Annotated in this window: 17 protein-coding genes; 10 read left to right on the top strand and 7 right to left on the bottom strand. The window is 69.6% G+C overall.

The features are described 5' to 3' along the window. A partial coding sequence (locus ACLJPX_RS26290) for an asparagine synthase-related protein (RefSeq protein WP_410602603.1) occupies positions 1–862 on the top strand: 862 nt, incomplete at its 5' end. A 20-nt stretch (positions 863–882) separates the two neighbouring features. Here the strand turns inward: ACLJPX_RS26290 and ACLJPX_RS26295 are convergent. Genes ACLJPX_RS26295 through ACLJPX_RS26310 form a run of 4 tightly spaced genes read right to left on the bottom strand, consistent with a single transcriptional unit; the run spans position 883 to position 3870 of the window. Beyond that, positions 883–1803, bottom strand: a complete 921-nt coding sequence (locus tag ACLJPX_RS26295; protein ID WP_410602605.1) for an ABC transporter permease — start codon at positions 1801–1803, stop codon at positions 883–885. Between the two features lie 13 nt (positions 1804–1816). Beyond that, positions 1817–2605, bottom strand: coding sequence for an ABC transporter permease (locus tag ACLJPX_RS26300; RefSeq protein ID WP_410602607.1), 789 nt, complete (start codon positions 2603–2605; stop codon positions 1817–1819). Positions 2606–2614: 9 nt separating this feature from the next. Further along, positions 2615–3478, bottom strand: coding sequence for an ABC transporter ATP-binding protein (locus tag ACLJPX_RS26305; RefSeq protein ID WP_410602609.1), 864 nt, complete (start codon positions 3476–3478; stop codon positions 2615–2617). Further along, a complete protein-coding gene (locus ACLJPX_RS26310; RefSeq protein WP_184893873.1) occupies positions 3475–3870 on the bottom strand; it encodes a GntR family transcriptional regulator in 396 nt (131 codons plus the stop codon). Before ACLJPX_RS26310 ends, ACLJPX_RS26305 begins: the two co-directional genes overlap by 4 nt. Before the next feature lie 94 nt (positions 3871–3964). Between ACLJPX_RS26310 and ACLJPX_RS26315 the strand changes: the two genes are divergently transcribed. Both ACLJPX_RS26315 and ACLJPX_RS26320 read left to right on the top strand, forming a co-directional pair. Further along, positions 3965–4429 carry an NUDIX hydrolase gene (locus ACLJPX_RS26315; RefSeq protein ID WP_410602611.1) on the top strand — a complete coding sequence of 155 codons (465 nt, stop codon included), beginning with the start codon at positions 3965–3967 and terminating at the stop codon, positions 4427–4429. A gap of 354 nt (positions 4430–4783) precedes the next feature. Next, a complete protein-coding gene (locus tag ACLJPX_RS26320) occupies positions 4784–7786 on the top strand; it encodes a BTAD domain-containing putative transcriptional regulator (RefSeq protein ID WP_410602613.1) in 3003 nt (1000 codons plus the stop codon). On the opposite strand, the gene ACLJPX_RS26325 is transcribed toward ACLJPX_RS26320, so the two are convergent. The 3 genes from ACLJPX_RS26325 to ACLJPX_RS26335 all read right to left on the bottom strand — a co-directional run bounded on the left by ACLJPX_RS26325 (position 7783) and on the right by ACLJPX_RS26335 (position 10456). Beyond that, complete coding sequence (locus ACLJPX_RS26325; protein ID WP_101609709.1) at positions 7783–8250, bottom strand: hypothetical protein; 468 nt, start codon at positions 8248–8250, stop codon at positions 7783–7785. The two genes, ACLJPX_RS26320 and ACLJPX_RS26325, sit on opposite strands and share 4 nt — an antisense overlap. 192 nt (positions 8251–8442) lie before the next feature. Next, entirely contained in the window at positions 8443–9444 is a 1002-nt protein-coding gene (locus ACLJPX_RS26330; RefSeq protein WP_410602615.1) for a Gfo/Idh/MocA family oxidoreductase, read from the bottom strand. A 13-nt stretch (positions 9445–9457) separates the two neighbouring features. Further along, positions 9458–10456: a LacI family DNA-binding transcriptional regulator gene (locus ACLJPX_RS26335; protein ID WP_410602617.1), complete on the bottom strand. Its 999-nt coding sequence runs from the start codon at positions 10454–10456 to the stop codon at positions 9458–9460. A 111-nt stretch (positions 10457–10567) separates the two neighbouring features. On the opposite strand from ACLJPX_RS26335, the gene ACLJPX_RS26340 reads away from it, so the two are divergent. The 7 genes from ACLJPX_RS26340 to iolD are packed head-to-tail and all read left to right on the top strand — an operon-like array spanning position 10568 to position 17975. Further along, a complete protein-coding gene (locus ACLJPX_RS26340) occupies positions 10568–11458 on the top strand; it encodes a sugar phosphate isomerase/epimerase family protein (protein ID WP_410602619.1) in 891 nt (296 codons plus the stop codon). 24 nt (positions 11459–11482) lie between these two features. Continuing rightward, positions 11483–12469, top strand: a complete 987-nt coding sequence (locus ACLJPX_RS26345; protein ID WP_410602621.1) for a substrate-binding domain-containing protein — start codon at positions 11483–11485, stop codon at positions 12467–12469. Then, the gene (locus tag ACLJPX_RS26350; protein WP_410602623.1) at positions 12466–13500 is read left to right on the top strand and encodes an ABC transporter permease; all 1035 of its coding nucleotides are present in this window, start codon (positions 12466–12468) and stop codon (positions 13498–13500) included. The genes ACLJPX_RS26345 and ACLJPX_RS26350 overlap by 4 nt, the downstream gene beginning before the upstream one ends. Further along, a complete protein-coding gene (locus ACLJPX_RS26355) occupies positions 13497–14282 on the top strand; it encodes an ATP-binding cassette domain-containing protein (protein ID WP_410602625.1) in 786 nt (261 codons plus the stop codon). The genes ACLJPX_RS26350 and ACLJPX_RS26355 overlap by 4 nt, the downstream gene beginning before the upstream one ends. Further along, positions 14279–15211, top strand: a complete 933-nt coding sequence (gene iolC / locus ACLJPX_RS26360) for a 5-dehydro-2-deoxygluconokinase (RefSeq protein ID WP_410602627.1) — start codon at positions 14279–14281, stop codon at positions 15209–15211. The genes ACLJPX_RS26355 and iolC overlap by 4 nt, the downstream gene beginning before the upstream one ends. Then, positions 15208–16098 (top strand): 5-deoxy-glucuronate isomerase, encoded by an 891-nt coding sequence (iolB, locus tag ACLJPX_RS26365; RefSeq protein ID WP_410602629.1) that lies wholly within the window; start codon positions 15208–15210, stop codon positions 16096–16098. Before iolC ends, iolB begins: the two co-directional genes overlap by 4 nt. Further along, positions 16095–17975, top strand: a complete 1881-nt coding sequence (gene iolD / locus ACLJPX_RS26370) for a 3D-(3,5/4)-trihydroxycyclohexane-1,2-dione acylhydrolase (decyclizing) (protein WP_410602631.1) — start codon at positions 16095–16097, stop codon at positions 17973–17975. The genes iolB and iolD overlap by 4 nt, the downstream gene beginning before the upstream one ends. The last annotated feature ends 41 nt before the right edge of the window (positions 17976–18016 follow it).

The raw sequence follows: 18016 nt of genomic DNA on the forward strand, positions 1-18016 counted from the left end.
CGTCGTGCTCAACCCGGCCGAGCTCAGCGACCCGGAGGTGCGCCGCAAGGTGCTGACCGCGCGGGACATCCCGGCCGGGCTCGGCGACTTCGACACCTCGCTGTACCTGCTGTTCAAGGCGATCCGCGCGGAGTCGACGGTGGCGCTGTCCGGCGAGTCCGCCGACGAGGTCTTCGGCGGCTACCGCTGGTTCCACGACGAGGCCGCGGTGAACTCGGGAACGTTCCCCTGGCTCGCCTTCCGGATGGGGCTCACCAGCGAGCGGGGTGCGTTGCTGCGCGAGGACGTCCGGACCAAGCTGGACCTGCCCGGTTACGTCGCCGACCAGTACAGCACCGCCGTCGCCCAGGTCGAACACCTCGACGGGGAGAGCGAGCAGGACCGGAAGATGCGGACGGTCTGCAACCTCCACCTCTCCCGGTTCGTGCGGATGCTGCTGGACCGCAAGGACCGGGCGTCGATGGCCGTCGGGCTCGAGGTGCGGGTGCCGTTCTGCGACCACCGCCTCGTCGAGTACGTCTACAACACGCCGTGGTCGCTGAAGACGTTCGACGGCAGGGAAAAGAGCCTGCTGCGGCACGCCACGAAGCACGTCCTGCCCGCTTCGGTGCGTGACCGGGTCAAGAGCCCGTATCCGTCCACTCAGGACCCGGGCTACGCGGCGGCGTTGCAGCAGCAGGCCAAAGAGGCCCTGACCGAACGGGACAACCCGGTGTTCTCCCTGGTGGACCGGGACTGGCTGCACCGGGTGTCCGAAGTGGACCCGGCGACGATGTCCTCGGCCCAGCGCTCCGGCATCGACCGGGCGCTGGACCTCTACCACTGGTTTGATCTGTACCAGCCCGAGCTTCAGCTCGACTGAGGTTTCGGTCCGCCGCCGTCTCAGCGGCGGCGGCGGACCGTTCCCCCTACCGCGACACCCCCGAGCACCGCGGTCGCGGCGAGCAGGATGCCCGCCTCGGTCCACTGGAACCGCCAGAACCGGCTGGTGGGCTGGTAGACGGTGAAGTCCTGATAGCCCGCCGCCAGAGCGCACTCGCTCTTGCCCAGCCCCAGCGGGCAGCCGGGCACGTCGTCCAGCGAACTCATCTCGCGGCCGTCCGGCGCGACCCTGCCCACCTCGATGATCAGAGCCCCCGTCGCGGCCGGATCCGGACCGAGCGTGCGCACCGGCTCGGCGTAATTCGGCCTCAGGACGAGCAGGGCGATCGCGGCCGCGAGGAACACCGCGACCGTGATCGCGATGGCGGGCAAGGTCTTGCGCACCAGCACCCCGGCCGCCGTACCGAGGGTGAAGGCGAACAGCCACCAGGCGGCGGGCGCGATCCCGACCGCACCGAAGTAGGACGTCTCGACGAAGGTCTGCGCCTTGCCGGGGAACAGTTCCAGCCACCGGCCGAACATCTGCCCCGACGCGAGCCCGGCCAGCGTCGCGCATCCGGCGAGGACGCCGAACTTGACGGCCAGCCAGTGCCCGCGGCCGATCGACTGCGTCCACGCGAGCTGATGGGTGTTGCGCTCGTACTCCCTGGCGAGCAGCGGCGCGCCCCAGAAGACACCCGCCAGCAACGGAACGAACGGCAGCATCGCGATCAGCGGGTAGATCTTCTGATAGAGATCCTCCAGCCCCGCGTCGTACTCACGGCAGGGGGTGCCGCCTCCGTGACAATACAAGGAGATCTCGCCGTTCGAGGCGTCCATGGCGATCTGCGCGGACATGAGCAGGACGCCACCGAGCACGGCGAGGAACCCCAAGGTGACGAGCAGCTGAGTGCGGTGCTGCCGCCAGGTGAGCCAGAGCAAGGAATATCCCTTTCTAGGAGCGGCGTCGGATGGCGAAGGTCGCGGCGACGACGAGCAGGAGCGAGACGCCCGTCAGGATCGCGGCCTCGGTCCATTGGAAACGCCAGTACCAGTCCTGCGGCAGGACCTTGAGCGCGGTGATCTCGCCGGCGGCGTCCCGGACCATCTCCACCACCCGGCCGGTGGGTTCCGAACTCAGGGGGACGAGCTCGGGTTCCGCGTAGGAGTCCCGGAAGTTGCTCACGCCGATCATCAGGCCGACGATCACCGCGATGGTGACGGCGATGGCGGGCAGGGTCTTGCGGAGGAGCGCGCCCGCGGCGGTGCCGAGCACGAAACCGAAGAGCCACCACGCGCCGGGAGCGACACCGGTCATCGCGAACAGGACGGGATTGTCGAAGCGACTGGTGAAGGCCGTGTCGCCGCGATCGGTCGGGAAGACCTCCACCCAGCGCTGCATCATCGTGCCGAACGCGAGACCGCCCAGGGTGGCGAGCACGGCGAGGAATCCCAGTTTGACGCCGAGCCAGCGGAACCGCGAGATCGACTGGGTCCAGGCGAGTTTCGTGGTGCCGCGTTCGAATTCGGCCGCGACCAGCGGCGCGCCCCAGAAGACGCCGATCGCCACCGGCACGACCTGCAGCCAGGAAAGGTAGGTGTACAGGTCTTTGAAGAGCTTCGCCGGATCAAGACTGTCCGCCGCGGCGTTCCCGTTGATCAGCAACAGGATCCCGACGACGACCAGCAGGCCCGCCGTGATCAGGAGTTGCATGCGGTGCTGGCGGTAGGTGAGCCAAAGCATCGTCGCCCCTTACGCCGAAGCCAGTGTCGGGCGAGGCAGGCTCGCGGATTCGGGTCGCCGGAGGTAGGCGAGGACGAGCTCCTCCAGGTTCGCGGGCCTTTCGGTCCACTGTGGACCGAGCGGGACCGGTTCGGTGCGGGCGAAGACGGTCGCCTGCCGTCCGGCTCGCGCCTCGTCCACGACCGCGACGCGGTTGGCCAGCGCGTCGGCCTCCTCCGCGGGCCCGGAAAGGATCCGGTGCCCGGCGACGAGTTCGTCGATGTCGCCGCTGACCTGGACGCGGCCGCCGTTGAGGACGATCAGCCAGTCGCAGGTGTTCTCCAGATCGGAGACGACGTGCGAGGAGAGCAGGACGGTCATGCCGGTTTCGGCGACCGCCTCCATCAGCCCGCGCATGACCTCGTGGCGGGCCAGCGGGTCGAGGTTCGCGAGCGGCTCGTCGAGTACCAGCAGGTCCGGGCGTTTCGCGAGCGCAAGGGTGAGCGCGACCTGCGCGCGCTGCCCGCCGGACAGCTTGCCGACCTTGTGTTTCAAGGGAAGCCGCAGCGAATCGATGCGTTTGAGCGCGAACTCGTCGTCCCAGCCGGGGTTGAGGCGCCTGCCGAACTTGAGCATCTCGGCGATGCTGAAGCCGGGGTACAACGGCTTGTCCTGGGCGAGGAACGCGGAGGTTCCTTGGATCGAGACCGAACCGAGGGTCGGGTCGAGCAGCCCGACGGCCAGATGCAGGAAGGTCGTCTTGCCGGCGCCGTTGGGCCCGACGAGGGCGACGACACGTCCTTTCGGGACGGATAGGGAGCAGTCGCGCAGCGCCCACTTGCGACGGTAACGCTTGCCGAGGCCGGTGGCCTCGATCACGGGTTTATCGGTCATGCGGTTCGCTCTCCTCGAAAGCCATCGACCATCACCGAGGTGAACAGCGCCTCGACGTCTTCCTGATCCAGCCCGGATTCCCTCGCGTCGCGGACCCAGACCCCCAGGCTCTTCCGCAACCGCGTGTGCTCCGCGAACGAAGCGCCTCCCAGCGTTTTCTGGACGAAGGTGCCGAGGCCCGGCTTCCCTTCGACGAGCCCTTCGCGCTCCAGTTCGCGATAGGCCTTGAGGACGGTGTTGGGGTTGATCGCCAGCTCGGCGACCACCTCCTTCGCCGTCGGCAGCCGGTCTCCCGGCTCCAGTAATCCCAGCCGGAGGGCGTTTTTGACCTGCTGGACGAGCTGGACGTACGTCGCGACGCCCGAGCCCTTGTCCAGGTGGAAGGTGACCACTGGCAACACCCTTTCACTAATTAAGTAGTGAAAGGGTGGAGGACGGCGGGCATGCTTGTCAAGCCGGAACCTGGCGAGAAGACAGGAGAATCCTGTGAGCACCTCCCCGCCGAGGATTCGCGTCGCGGCCTACGTCATCCGACCGCTACCACGGCCCGAGCTCCTGATCTTCGAGCACGTCGACGCTCCCGAAGCCGGGCGACAAGTCCCAGCCGGAGGAGTCAAGGCCGACGAAGGTCTTCCGAAGGCGGTGCTGCGAGAAGTCGCCGAGGAAACCGGACTGACCGGTGTCACGATCGTCCGGGCGTTGACGACCGAGGACAAACCCCACCCCGAGACCGGACGATCACGCCGTACCACCTACTTCCACCTGGTGGCGCCCACCGGCACGGCCGATGACTGGATACATCGTGTCGAGGGGACAGGCGGCGACACCGGTATGACGTTCGCCTGCCGGTTCCACGTGCTTCCGTTGCGGTATCCGCTGGCCGACGACCAGGACGCCTGGCTCGGCCTGATCGATCCCGCGTTGGCCACCGACCCCGCGCTGCGCGAGTAGTCCTCTACTCGCGGAAAGTCCTGGCATGGGCGGGCCGGTCGCGGCCCGCCCACCCATCCCCCAGGACGTCGCCGGAAGACGGCGACGAGAAAACCCCAGCCCCAGTCAAGAAGAAGCGCCAGTCCGACGACACGGGGGAAGACGTCGAGCTGGCACTACCCCCAACCCCCACCGCCGTCAGAAGGCGGTGCCTGTGCAAGTTGAAGGTGTCCACCGTCGTACCGGAACCGAATGGGGGGTCCTGCCCGTCTTGTTGGTTGGGCACGGTTCCGGCGACGGGTCCTCGGTGGACACCCGGCAACTATCGCGGCGGCCGGATGCAGGGCGCTTGCACTACGCTTGCAGGCTCTGACGATGGTGGGCGGAGGTGGCCGGGTGGAGTTCCGCGTCCTCGGCGCCGTCGAGGCGTGGGCCGGTGACGGTCAGGTCGATCTCGGCTCGCCCAAACAACGGCTCGTACTGGCGGTTCTGCTGCTGGAGGCGGGCAAACCGGTACCGCGTGACCGGATCATCGACCTGCTGTGGCCCGAAGAACCGCCGGCGAGCGCCCGGAACACCGTTCAAGCGCTGGTGTCCCGGCTGCGGGCGGTGTTCCGCGGCGCGGGCGGGCCGGAGATCGTCTCCGAGGGGACCCGTTACCTGCTCAGGGTCGAGCCGCGCCAGGTGGACCTGCACCGCTTCACCGAGCTGACGGCGCAAGCCCGCAAGGCCGACGACGAAACCGCCGTCGACCTCTTCGACGAGGCGCTCGGGCTATGGCGCGGCGAGGCGTTGTCCGACGTCGTGAGCGGCGAGGTCGCCCAGCGGCTCCGCGGCGGCATGAACGAAGCACGCTGGACGGCGCTGGAAGATCGCGCCGAAGCACAGTTGCGGCTCGGCCGCGGCCGTCAGGTCCTCGCGGAACTGATCGAACTGGTCGCCGCGCATCCGTTGCGGCAGCGGTTCGTCGGGCAGCTCATGCTCGCGCTGCACCGGGAAGGCCGCACCGACGACGCGCTCGAGGCTTTCCGCTCCCTGCGCGACAGGCTGGGCGCCGAACTCGGCCTCGATCCCTCGCCGGAGCTGCGGAAACTCGAAACCGCCATCCTCGCCGCCGATCCCGCTCTGGAACCGGCCGCGGCCTCGGTCAAACCCGAGCCGGTCCGCCCGGCGCAGCTGCCGCACGACGTCCGGGGGTTCGCCGGGCGCGCGGCCGAGCTGGAGCGGCTCGACGAGGCGACCCGTCACGCGGGCGAGGGCACCGACATCTGGGTGATCAGCGGGACCGCGGGCGTCGGCAAAACCGCGCTCGCGGTCCGCTGGGCCCATCGCGTCCGCGACGCGTTCCCCGACGGGCAGCTCTACCTCGACCTGCGCGGCTTCGACCCCGACCACGAACCGCTCACCCCGGCCGTCGCGCTCACCCAGCTCTTGCAAGCGCTCGGCACCGCGCCCAAGGCCATCCCGCCAGACACCGACACGCGGGCCGCGCTCCTGCGTTCCCTCCTCGCAGACAACAAGGTCCTGCTGGTCCTCGACAACGTGCGCGACACCGGTCAGGTGCTTCCGTTGCTGCCGCCGTCGGGCACCGTCCTGGTCACCAGCCGCCAGCGGCTCGGCGACCTCATCGCCCGCACCGGCGCCCGGGCGCTTCCGCTGTCCGTCCTGCCCGCCGAAGACGCGCGGCATCTGCTGGAAGCCGTGCTCGGCAGCGAAACCGTCGCCGCCGAGGCGGGCGCGGCGGCGGAGCTGGCCCGGCTGTGCGGGCATCTCCCGCTCGCCCTCCGGATCGCGGCGGCCAACCTCGGCGCGAGCGGTGAACCCGAGATCGCCGAATTCGCCCGCGAGCTGGCCGGTGGCGACCCGCTGGCGGAGCTGACCGTCGACGGTGCCGAGGAAAGCGCCGTGACCACGGCGTTCGGTGTCTCCTACCGGGCGCTTCCCGATGAGCACCGCCTGCTGTTCCGACGGCTCGCGCTGGTCCCGGGCCAGACATTCACCGCCTCCGCCGCTCAGGCACTCACCGGTGCGACGCGGGGCAACCAGCTGCTCAAGGCACTCGCCGCGGCTCATCTGATCGAGCGCTACACCCCGGGGCGCTACCGGTTCCACGACCTCCTCCGCAGTTTCGCGGCAGGCCGCACGCTGTCGGAGGACACGAAGTCCGATCGCGACGCCGCGGAGAGGCGGCTCTTCGAGAGCTACCTGACCACCGCCGACGCCGCGGGCCGCGTCCTCATCCCCCATTTCCTTCGCTTGCCGCGCGAAGAACCGGAGGCCAAACCCTTCGCCGACACCGAAGAGGCGCTGACCTGGCTCGACGCCGAGTGGCCGAACCTCGCCGCCGCCGTCGAGCACGGCGCCGAACACGGGCCGCCCGAGTTCTCCTGGCACCTCGCCGACGCGCTCCGCGCCTTCTTCCACCAGCGCGGCCATCACGCGGAATGGATCGACACGGCCTCGACGGCGCTCAAGGCCGCCCGCCGCAGCGACGCCGGACAAGCCCAAGCGGCGATGCATCTGAGCATCGCGCTCGCCTGCGTCAACAGCGGCCGCTACGACGAGGCACGAGAACACCTCACCAGCGCCTTGCGCGGCGACCTCCTCGAAGGCTGGGACGCCGGTCGCGCGGCCGTGCTCAACAACTTGAGCGCCGTGCACCAGCGCCTCGGCGACCCGCAGGAGGCGATCCGCTGCGGGCTGGAATCCCTGCGGCTGTGCGAAGAGCTGTCCATGCCGGGTATCTCGATGGCGCTGGCGAACCTCGGTTTCCCGTACTGGCAGACAGGTCAGCTCGACGAGGCGCTCGCCAACTTCACCCGCGCGCTCGCGGTCGCCGAACGGGACGGCGCCCGGTTCAGCGTCGCGGTGCTGCTGGTCGACCTCGGCACCGTGCACCGCGATCTCGGCCTGCCCGACGACGCCTACGACTTCTACACCCGCGCGCTCGCGGCCAACCGCGAACTCGGCTACACCTACGGCGAGGCGACTGCCCTGTCCGGCCGGGCCGTCCTCGAAAGCATGCGCGACCCGAGCGAGCAGAACCGCGCGGACGCGCTCGAAGCCGTCGAACTCACCCGCAAGATCGGCGACCGGGGCACCGAGGCGTGGACACTCGTCGGACTCGGCGAAGTCTGCCTGCGGCTCGGCCTGCCCGAGGAGGCCGCCGAGCATCAGCGGCTCGCGTTGTCGATCGCGCGGACGACCAGCTTCTTCTGGTGTGAGGCCGCCGCGCGGACCGGGCTCGCGGAAACGCTGCTGGAACTGGGAAAGCTCGAAGAAGCCAGGACGCACTGCGAGCTGGCACTGGAACTCGCCGCGCGCTCCGGCTACCGGCCTGTCGAGGAACGCGCGAAGCTGATCCTGGACAAGCTCTAGCCGCGCGGCTTCTCGTACGACCTGACGCTGCCGGCGATCGCCGCCATGCTCGCCGTCAGGATGCTGAAGATGACCGCCAGCGCGATGGCGACGCCGTTGCTCTTGTCGAAGCCGAAGATCCACTTGAGCTGAGCGTCGAGGGGCGTGCCCCACAGCAGCGGTGCCGCGATGAGCATCGCCACCGCGAAGAGCGCGCACAGTCCGAACAGTGTCCACGCGCCGGAAATCCTGCGGGCGAACGTGAATCCCGCCGTGACCACCAGCGCGCCGGTGCTGATGACGCCGAAGGCCACGTTCTGCATCTCCACGCCGGACCACTGACCGGTCGCCCCGTTGGCGTGGACGACGTTGTAGAGCACGAACCAGACGAGCATCCCGGCGGTGAGCAGCGCCAGGCTCCCGGCGATCATCGCCGCCGCGGCGTTCGCCCTCGGCTTGGACGGCGGCTGACCATACGGCTGCATCGCACTCCTCACGCTTCCGGCGACCCGAACCCGCCGCCCCTCGAGATCCGCGATCACTGTAGCCAAACGGTGTCGATGGTGGCCGGTCGTGGCAGCAAGCTGCCTTCCGGGCGACCACGGCGCCGAATCGTGATGGGTCTCGTGAGTGGTAAGGGCGGTTAGAACCGCCTTTACCACTCACGAGGCGGTGAGTCAGACGCGTACTTCGTCCACGCGTACAGGGCGGCGTTCCCGGCGGGAGACCTCGCACGCCTCGGCGATGTAGAACGCCTCCAGCGCGTCCGCCGCTCCGCACGGGCTCGGCGCGCGACCGGCCGCGACGTCGAGGAAAGCCTTCAGCTCACTGATGTACGCGGGCCGGAAGCGTTCCATGAAACCGGGGTAGGCCGGGCCGGGCAACGGCTGGACGCCGGGTTCCACCGAGGTCAGCGGCGCGCGATCGTCCAGGCCCACCACGGCGTTCCCCGCCGAGCCGAGTACTTCCAGCCGGACGTCGTAGCCCGCGCCGTTGTAGCGCGTCAACGAGACGACGGCCAGCGTTCCGTCGTCCAGGGTCAGGGTCGCGGCCGCGGTGTCGACGTCACCGGCGTCGACGAAGAACTGCTCGCCCTTGTTCGCCCCGACGGCGTAGACCTCGACGACCTCACGGCCGCTGACGTACCGGACGACGTCGAAGTCGTGCACTCCGCAGTCCCGGAACAGGCCACCGGAATGCGCGACGTACCCCGCGGGCGGCGGCGCCGGGTCCAGGGTGGTCGCGCGCAAGGTGTGCAGCCAGCCGAGCTCTCCCGACGCCACCGCCGCCTGGGCGGCCGCGTAGCCGGCGTCGAACCGGCGCTGGAAGCCGATCTGCACCGGTACGTCCGAACCGGAGATCTTGTCGATCACCGCGAGCGTGCCCGGGATGTCGGCGGCGACCGGCTTTTCGCAGAACACCGGGATCCCCGCGTCGACCGCCGTGAGGATCAGTTCCGGATGCGCGTCCGTCGCCGCGGCGATCACCAGTCCGTCCAAAGAGGACGCGAAAAGCGCGGGGATGTCCGCCGCCGCTTCGACACCGAGTTTCGCCGCGGCCGCCTGGGCGCGGCCCGCGTCGACGTCGGCGACGACCACGGAGGAAACCTCGTCGAAGCTCTTCAAGGTCTCTGCGTGCGAAGTGCCGATCCGGCCGGTGCCGGCGAGTCCCAACCTCATTCTCGCAACCTTCCTAGAGTGCGGTGGTGGTCGATCGGACCACCAGCGACGGGTGCAGCAGATGCCGGACCGGTTCGGTACGTTCGCCCCGGACCCGTTCGAGCAGTGCTTCGACGGCCAGCCGCCCCATTTCCGTTCGCGGCTGGTCCACAGTGGTCAGTGAGAGGTGGCGCAGGGCGGCCAGTGAGGTGTTGTCGTAGCCGACCACGGAGACGTCCTCGGGGACCCGCAGGCCCGCCTCTTCCAGCGCGGAGATCGCGCCGACGGCGTTGAAGTCGTTGCCCGCCAGCAAAGCCGTCGGCAGTTTCTCGCGCGGGTGGTCGCCGAGCAGCTCGTGCACGGCCTTCTCCCCGGCGGTGTCGGTGTGTTCGCTGCGCACGATGAGCGGATGCAGCCGATGGCGCCGCATGGCCTGCTGGTAACCCCGTCGCCGGGCGGCCGCGCCGGCGGCGACCCCACCGTCCAGATGGGCGATCCGGCGGTGCCCCAGCGAAACCAGATGCTCGACGGCGAGCGCGGCACCCGCCTCGCCGTCGTCGTTCACCGTGTCCACCCCCGGAACACGCGAGGTGCGCGACACCAGGACGACCGGGCACTGGGCGGCCGCTTCCTCGATCGCCATGGCCTGGAGCACCGGCGACAGCAGGATCACCCCGGCGGGCCGGAAGGACAGCAGGCTCTTCAACGCGGACCGCTCGCGCGCGGGACTACGGCCACCGGTGTTGAGGATCAAGTGGAATCCGGCTGCTTCGGCCGCCGCGTCGAGCCCCTCGACGACGTCGGCGAAGAACGCGTTGCGGAGATCGGAGACCATCACGCCGAGGACGGTCGAAGTCCGGCTGGCCAGCGACCTGGCCATCGCGTGCGGCTCGTAGCCCAGTTCGTGCGCCGCGCACAGCACCCTCGTCCGCCGTTCGTCGGAGACGTTCGGCGCGTTCCGCATCACCAGCGACACGAGCGCGCGGGACACCCCCGCTTTCGCGGCGACGTCCTCCATCGTCGGTCGTGCCATTTCCAGCCTCCCCCTGCCCTTGACTTTACTGTGACGGACGCTACAAGATTAGAGCGCTCTAATCAATAGAGCGCTCTAACCCGCTCCCGTTCCCCGCTCTGGAGGCCGCCGATGACATCCCGGATCCGAATCGCCGCCGCCCCGATCTCCTGGGGCGTATGCGAAGTCCCCGGCTGGGGCCGCGTACTCGACGCGGGGACCGTGCTGGGCGAAATGGCGGAGCTGGGGGTCCGCGCGACCGAACTCGGCCCTCCCGGTTACCTGCCGCGAGACCCGGCCGCGCTGCGTGAGCTGCTCGGCGGGTACGGGCTCGACCTGGTCGGCGGCTTCCTCGCCGTCGCCCTGCACGAGAACCCCGGCGCCGCGCTGGCGGCGGCCGAGGAGTCCGCCGCGCTGTTCGCCGCGTGCGGTGGCGACATGCTCGTCCTCGCCGCCGCGACCGGTCTCGACGGCTACGACGACCGGCCCGAGCTGAGCGACACCGAATGGGTGACGCTGATCGAAACCTCCGATGAGATCAAGGAAATCGCCGCGCGCCACGGGCTGCGCACCGTGCTGCACCCGCACGTCGGGACCCATGCGGAAACCGAGGAGGAGGTCGAGCGCTTCCTCGCCGACTCCGAGCTCCCGCTGTGCCTGGACACCGGGCATCTCCTGATCGGCGGGACCGATCCGGTCGCGCTGGCCAAGCGTTACCCCGAACGGATCGGTCACCTGCATCTCAAGGACGTGCGCGGCGAACTCGCCGAAGACGTCCGCGCCGGAAGGCTTCCCTACACCGAGGCGGTGGGCAAGGGTCTGTACGTCCCGCTCGGTGACGGGGACGTCGACATCGAAGCGATGGTCGGGTTCGTCCACGAGGCGGGCTATGACGGGTGGTACGTGCTCGAACAGGACACCGCGCTGAGCGAGGGGAGCCCGGAGGATCTGCCGAAGCGGGACGTGGCCAGGAGCCTGGCGCATCTCGACGGAATCGTCAGCCGGCTCCCGGCTGCCAGGTAACGGAAGAAGCGAGGAGAGACGACGATGTCCCATCGCTTTAAGGCGGCATTGGTGGTCGCGGCGGGGCTGATGCTCCTGTCCGCGTGCACCGGGCCGAAAGCCGAGGAGAAACCCGCGGCGGCCACGGGTCCGGTGACGAGCCGGCCCAGTGGGCCGCTGCGGGTCGCGGTCATCTCGCACGGTACGGCGGGCGACGCGTTCTGGAACGTGGTCAAGAACGGTGCCGAGGAGGCGGGCAGGCAGCTCGGCGTGCAGGTCGAGTACAACTCCGACGGGGATCCCGGCAACCAGGCCAAGCTGGTCGACAACGCGGTCGCGCAGCAGGTCGGCGGGCTGGTGGTGTCCATGGCGAATCCGGAGGCGCTCAAGACCTCGATCGAGAACGCCGTCCGCGCGGGGATCCCGGTCATCACCATCAACTCCGGTGAGGACAAGAGCGCGGGCTACGGCGCGCTCACCCACGTCGGGCAGAACGAGACCATCGCGGGCGAGGAAGCCGGGAAGAAGTTCAAGGAGCTCGGCAAGAAGAAGCTGCTCTGCGTGGTCCACGAGGCGGGCAACGTCGGGCAGGCACAGCGCTGTGACGGCGCCAAGGCCGGCTTCGCGGGCGACGTGCAGACCCTTCAGGTCGACATCAGCAACCCGGCCGACGCCGAATCCCGGATCCGGGGCGCGGTGCAGACGGACACCTCCCTCGACGCCGTCCTGACGCTGAACTCGCAGGTCGCCGCGCGGGCGGTGAGCGCAATCAAGGCGGTCGGCTCGCAGGCCCAGGTCGGCACCTTCGACCTGAACACCGACGTGGTCGGCGCGATCAAGGCGGGTGACGTGGTCTTCGCGGTCGACCAGCAACAGTACGAGCAGGGCTATCTCCCCGTGCAGTTCCTCAAGCTCTACCGGGACAACGCGAACGTCGTCGGCGGCGGGAAGCCGGTGCTCACCGGGCCCGACCTGGTCGATAAATCCACTGTGGACACCGTCGGCCAGTACGTGCAAAGGGGCACGCGATGACAACCACCACCCTCGACGAACGGATCGCGAAACCGCGCCTGCTCGACAGGCTGGTCGTCCGGCCCGAGATCGGCGCGCTCCTCGGCGCCGTCGTCGTCTTCCTGTTCTTCACCCTCGTCACCGACCAGTTCTTCAGCGGCAGCGGCGTGGCGACCTGGCTGGACGACGCCTCGACGCTCGGCATCATGGCGGTCGCCGTGTCCCTGCTGATGATCGGCGGCGAGTTCGACCTCTCGGCGGGCGTGATGACGGCGTCCACCGCGCTCGTCACCGCGACACTGGCGACGCAGGCGGGCTGGAACGTGTGGCTCGCGCTGGTCGCGTCCCTGGTCTTCGCCCTCGCGGTCGGCGCCTTCAACGGCTGGCTGGTGATGCGCACCGGGCTGCCCAGCTTCATCGTCACCCTGGGCACGTTCCTGGCGCTGCAAGGGCTCAACCTCGGCATCACGCGGCTGGTCACCGGCACCGTCCAGGTCTCCGGGATGCGGTCGACCGACGGCTACGAGTCCGCCGGTTTCGTCTTCGCGTCCACAGTGGACGTCGGCGGGACGGCGTTCCAGATCTCCATCGTCTGGTGGATCGGGTTCGCCGTGCTGGCGGCCTGGCTGCTGGTCCGGACCCGGTTCGGCAACTGGATCTTCGCCGTCGGCGGCAACGCGCAGAGCTCCCGCGCGGTCGGGGTCCCGGTGGTGCGCACGAAGATCATGCTGTTCATGACCACCGCGCTCGCCGCGTGGCTGGTCGGCTCGATCAACATCCTGCGGTTCGCCAGTGTCCAGGCGAACCAGGGCATCGGGCTGGAGTTCCAGTACATCATCGCGGCCGTGATCGGCGGCTGTCTGCTGACCGGTGGCTTCGGTTCGGCGATCGGCGCCGCGATCGGCGCGCTGATCTTCGGCATGGCGCGGCAAGGCATCGTGTTCGCCCGCTGGGACAGCGACTGGTTCATGCTGTTCCTCGGGGTGATGCTGCTGTCCGCGGTCCTGGTCAACAACGCCTTCCGGCGGCGCGCGGAAAGGGTCCGGCGATGAGTCATCTCCTCGAAGTACAGGACGTCGGCAAGACCTACGGCAGCGTGATCGCGCTGCGCGACGTGTCCACCGTCGTCAACGCGGGCGAGGTGACCTGCGTGCTCGGCGACAACGGCGCCGGCAAGTCCACCCTGATCAAGATCCTCGCCGGGGTCCACCAGCACGACAAGGGCGAGTTCCTGGTCGAGGGCGCACCGGTCAAGTTCGCCTCGCCGCGTGAGGCGCTCGATCGCGGTATCGCGACGGTGTACCAGGATCTCGCGGTCGTACCGCTGATGAGCGTCTGGCGGAACTTCTTCCTCGGCTCCGAGCCGACGGTCGGCTTCGGCCCGTTCCGGGCGCTGGACCGGAAGAAGGGCCGCGAGACGACCAAGAAGGCGTTGTCCGACATGGGCATCGACCTGCGTGACGTCGAGCAGCCGGTCGGCACGCTGTCCGGCGGCGAGCGGCAATGCGTCGCCATCGCGCGGGCGGTGCACTTCGGGGCGAAGGTGCTGATCCTCGACGAACCGACGGCCGCGCTGGGCGTGAAACAGGCCGGTGTCGTGCTCAAGTACGTCGCGCAGGCCCGTGACCGCGGGCTCGGCGTCGTGCTGATCACGCACAATCCGCATCACGCGTACCCGGTGGCCGATCGCTTCCTGCTGCTCAAACGGGGCGCGCCCCTCGGCACCTACGAGAAGTCCGAGATAGACCTGTCCGAACTGACCCGGCAGATGGCGGGCGGTGCGGAACTGGAAGCCCTCGAACACGAGTTGCGACAGGTGGAGTCCCCTTCATGACCGCTCTCGAAGCACTGACCGTCGGCCGGGTCGGGGTGGACCTCTACCCCGAGCAGAGCGGCGTGCCACTGGCCGGGGTCAGCACCTTCGCCAAATCGCTCGGCGGCACCGCGACCAACGTCGCGGTCGCCGCCGCGCGGCTCGGCCGCTCGACGTCGGTGCTGACGAAGGTCGGCCCGGACGGCTTCGGTGACTACGTACGGCAGGCGCTGCGGGAGTTCGGCGTGTCGCCCGATCACGTCGGGACGTCGGCGGGGCTGCAGACGCCGGTGGTGTTCTGCGCGCTGAACCCGCCCGCGGATCCCCCGCTGTTGTTCTACCGGTCCCCCATCGCCCCGGACCTGACCCTCACCGAAACCGACGTGCCCTGGGACGTCGTGGAAACGGTGCCGCTGCTGTGGGTCACCGGGACCGGGGTGTCCGTCGAACCGGCACGCGGCACCCAGCGCAAGATGCTGGAGCGGCGCGGACGCCGGTCGCATACCGTGCTGGACCTCGACTTCCGGCCGATGTTCTGGCCGGACACCGAGACCGCGCGGGAAGAGATCGGCTGGATGCTCGACCACGTCACGGTCGCCGTCGGCAACCGCACCGAGGCGGAGGTCGCGGTGGGGACGGCGGACCCCGACGAGGCCGCGGCGCGGATGCTGGCCAGAGGTGTCGAGCTGGCGATGATCAAGAAGGGCGCCGAGGGGGTGCTGGTGGCCACCGCCGAGGGCAGCTGGACCGTGCCTCCCCAGCGGGTCGAGGTCGTCTGCGGGCTCGGCGCCGGAGACGGGTTCGGCGGCGCGCTGATCCACGGGCTGCTGTCCGGCTGGGATCCGGTCCGCATCGCCGCCTACGCCAACGCGGCGGGCGCGCTCGTCGCGTCCCGGCTGGCCTGCGCCGACGCCATGCCCACCGCCGACGAGATCGAGGAGTTGCTGTGAGCAAGCTGCACCGTCCACTCGGGACGCTTTCCGACGAGCGGGACCCGGTCCGGCTGACCCCGGACTCGGCGGGCTGGACCTACAGCGGACTGCGGGTGCTTTCGCTGGCCGCCGGGGAGACCAGGGTCGTGCGCACCGGCGAGTACGAGGCCTTCGTACTGCCCCTGGCGGGGGCGTGCACGGTCAGGGTCGACGGACTGGTCTTCGAACTGGCGGGGCGGGACTCGGTGTTCACGCGGGTCACGGACTTCGCGTACGTACCGCGCGACGCCGAAGTCGAGTTGTCGACAGCAGGCGGGATCGAGGTCGCGCTGCCGATGGCGCGGTGCACCCGTCGTCTCGAACCACGTTACGGACCGGCCGAGAACGTGCCGGTCGAGGTCCGCGGAGCGGGGCAGGCGACGAGGCAGGTCACCAACTTCGGGGTGCCCGGCGTCTGGGACCACGCCGACAGGCTGAACGCCTGCGAGCTGATCACCCCCGGCGGCAACTGGTCGTCCTATCCGCCGCACAAGCACGACGAGGCGTCCGAATGCGAGGTCGTCAACGAGGAGATCTACTACTTCCGCGTCGCCGGGCGCGACGGTGTGACGCCCTCGCGCGAAGGTTTCGGTCTCCACCGGACGTACACCTCGGACGGCGAGCTGGACGAGGACGTCGCGGTCCGGGACGGTGACGTCTTCCTGATCCCGCGTGGTTATCACGGTCCTTGCGTCGCGGCGCCGGGCTACCCGATGTACTACTTGAACGTCCTGGCCGGACCCGCCGCGGAGCGGTCGATGGCCTTTTGCGACGACCCCGCGCACAGCTGGATCCGCGAGACCTGGGACGACCAGGAACTCGATCCGCGCTGCCCGGTCACGAGTCACGAAGGGCGAGTGTCATGAAGCTGACCACGGCACAGGCCTTGGTTCGCTGGTTGCTCGCACAGCGGTCGGAAACCCTGGACGGACGGGAAGTCCCGTTGTTCCCCGGCGTGTTCGCGATCTTCGGGCACGGCAACGTCCTCGGTCTCGGTACCGCGCTGGAGGAGCACCGCGACGCTCTGTGGAATGACCCCTCCACGGGAAAGAGTGTGTCGGCGTTGCCTTTGTGGCGCGGGCAGACCGAACAGGGCATGGCGCTCGCGGCGGTCGGCTACGCCAAGGCGACGCATCGGCGCCAGGTCGGCGTGGTGACGTCGTCGATCGGGCCCGGCGCGCTGAACATGGTCACCGCGGCCGGGGTCGCGCACGCCAACCGGCTGCCGGTGCTGCTGCTCCCCGGCGACACCTTCACCAGCCGCGCGCCGGATCCGGTGCTGCAGCAGGTGGAGCACTTCGGCGATCCGACGGCCACGGTCAACGACGCCTTCCGCCCGGTGAGCCGGTACTTCGACCGGATCACCCGGCCGGAACAACTGCTGTCGACGCTGCCGCAGGCCGCCAGGGTGCTGACCGATCCGGCGGACGCGGGCCCGGTGACGCTGGCGCTGCCCCAGGACGTCCAGGTCGAGACGTACGACTTTCCGGACGCACTGTTCGCGCCCGTGACGCATCGCCTGCTGCGCCCACGGCCCGACCGCCGGGCCCTCACCGAGGCAGCGGGCGCGCTGCGGGCGGCACGGAAACCGTTGCTGGTACTCGGAGGCGGCGTCCGGTACTCCGGCGCCGGCGCGCGTGCGCTGGCCTTCGCCGAACGGCACGGCATCCCGGTCACCGAAACCACGGCCGGGCGCACGCTGGTCCCCCACGGCCATCCGCTGCACGCCGGCCCGCTGGGGGTCACCGGCTCGGCCTCCGCGAACGTCCTGGCCGCCGAGGCCGACGTCGTGCTGGCGATCGGCACCCGCTTGCAGGACTTCACCACGGCGTCCTGGACGGTGTTCTCGTCCGATGTCCGGCTGATCACCCTGAACGCCGCCCGGTTCGACGCGGTCAAGCACGGCGCGCTGGCCGTGGTGGGCGACGCCGACGCGGGTCTCTCGGACCTCGCCGCCCAGCTGGAAAGCTGGCAGGTCGATCCTTTGTGGACGGACCGGGCGGCGGCGGAACGAGGCCGGTGGGACGCGCACATCGACTCGCTGCGCGGCGTTTCCGGCGAGGTGCCGACCTACGCCCAGGTCGTCGGTGCGGTCAACGAGCTCTCCGAGCCGGACGACTACGTGATGACCGCGTCCGGCGGGATGCCGGGAGAACTCATCGGCGGCTGGCGCGGATCGGGTTCGGTCAGCATGGACGTCGAGTACGGGTTCTCGTGCATGGGTTACGAACTCGCGGGGGCTTGGGGCGCCGCGATGGCGCACACCGGTGGTCTGGTCACCACGATGCTCGGCGACGGCTCGTACCTGATGCTGAATTCGGAGCTGTTCTCGGCCGCCTTCGCCGGGCATCCGTTCGTGGCGGTGGTCTGCGACAACGACGGCTACGCGGTCATCGCCCGCCTGCAGGAAGGCCAAGGCGGCAAGCCGTTCAACAACTTCCTCGCCGACTGCCGGAGCGCGCACGCGTCGCCGCCCCGGGTCGACTTCGCGCGACACGCGGAATCGCTGGGCTGCGCGGTCTTCACCGCGTCCTCCTCGGGCGAGGTGCGGGCTGCCTACGCGAAGGCGCGGGAGGCAGCGGTGGCGGAGAAGCGGCCGGCGGTGGTCGTGGTCCGGACCCAGCCGGACTCGTGGACCGAAGCCGGTGCCTGGTGGGAGGTCGGCGTCCCTGAACACCTTTCCGGGCGGGAAGGCATCGAAGACGGGAAGTCCGGGCAGGTGCGATACCTGAAAAGTCATTGAGGGGAAGGGCGACCAACCCGACCGTAGACGGGGCACGACCG

It is taken from the genome of Amycolatopsis sp. lyj-90 (assembly GCF_046549035.1).
Classification (GTDB): Bacteria; Actinomycetota; Actinomycetes; order Mycobacteriales; family Pseudonocardiaceae; genus Amycolatopsis.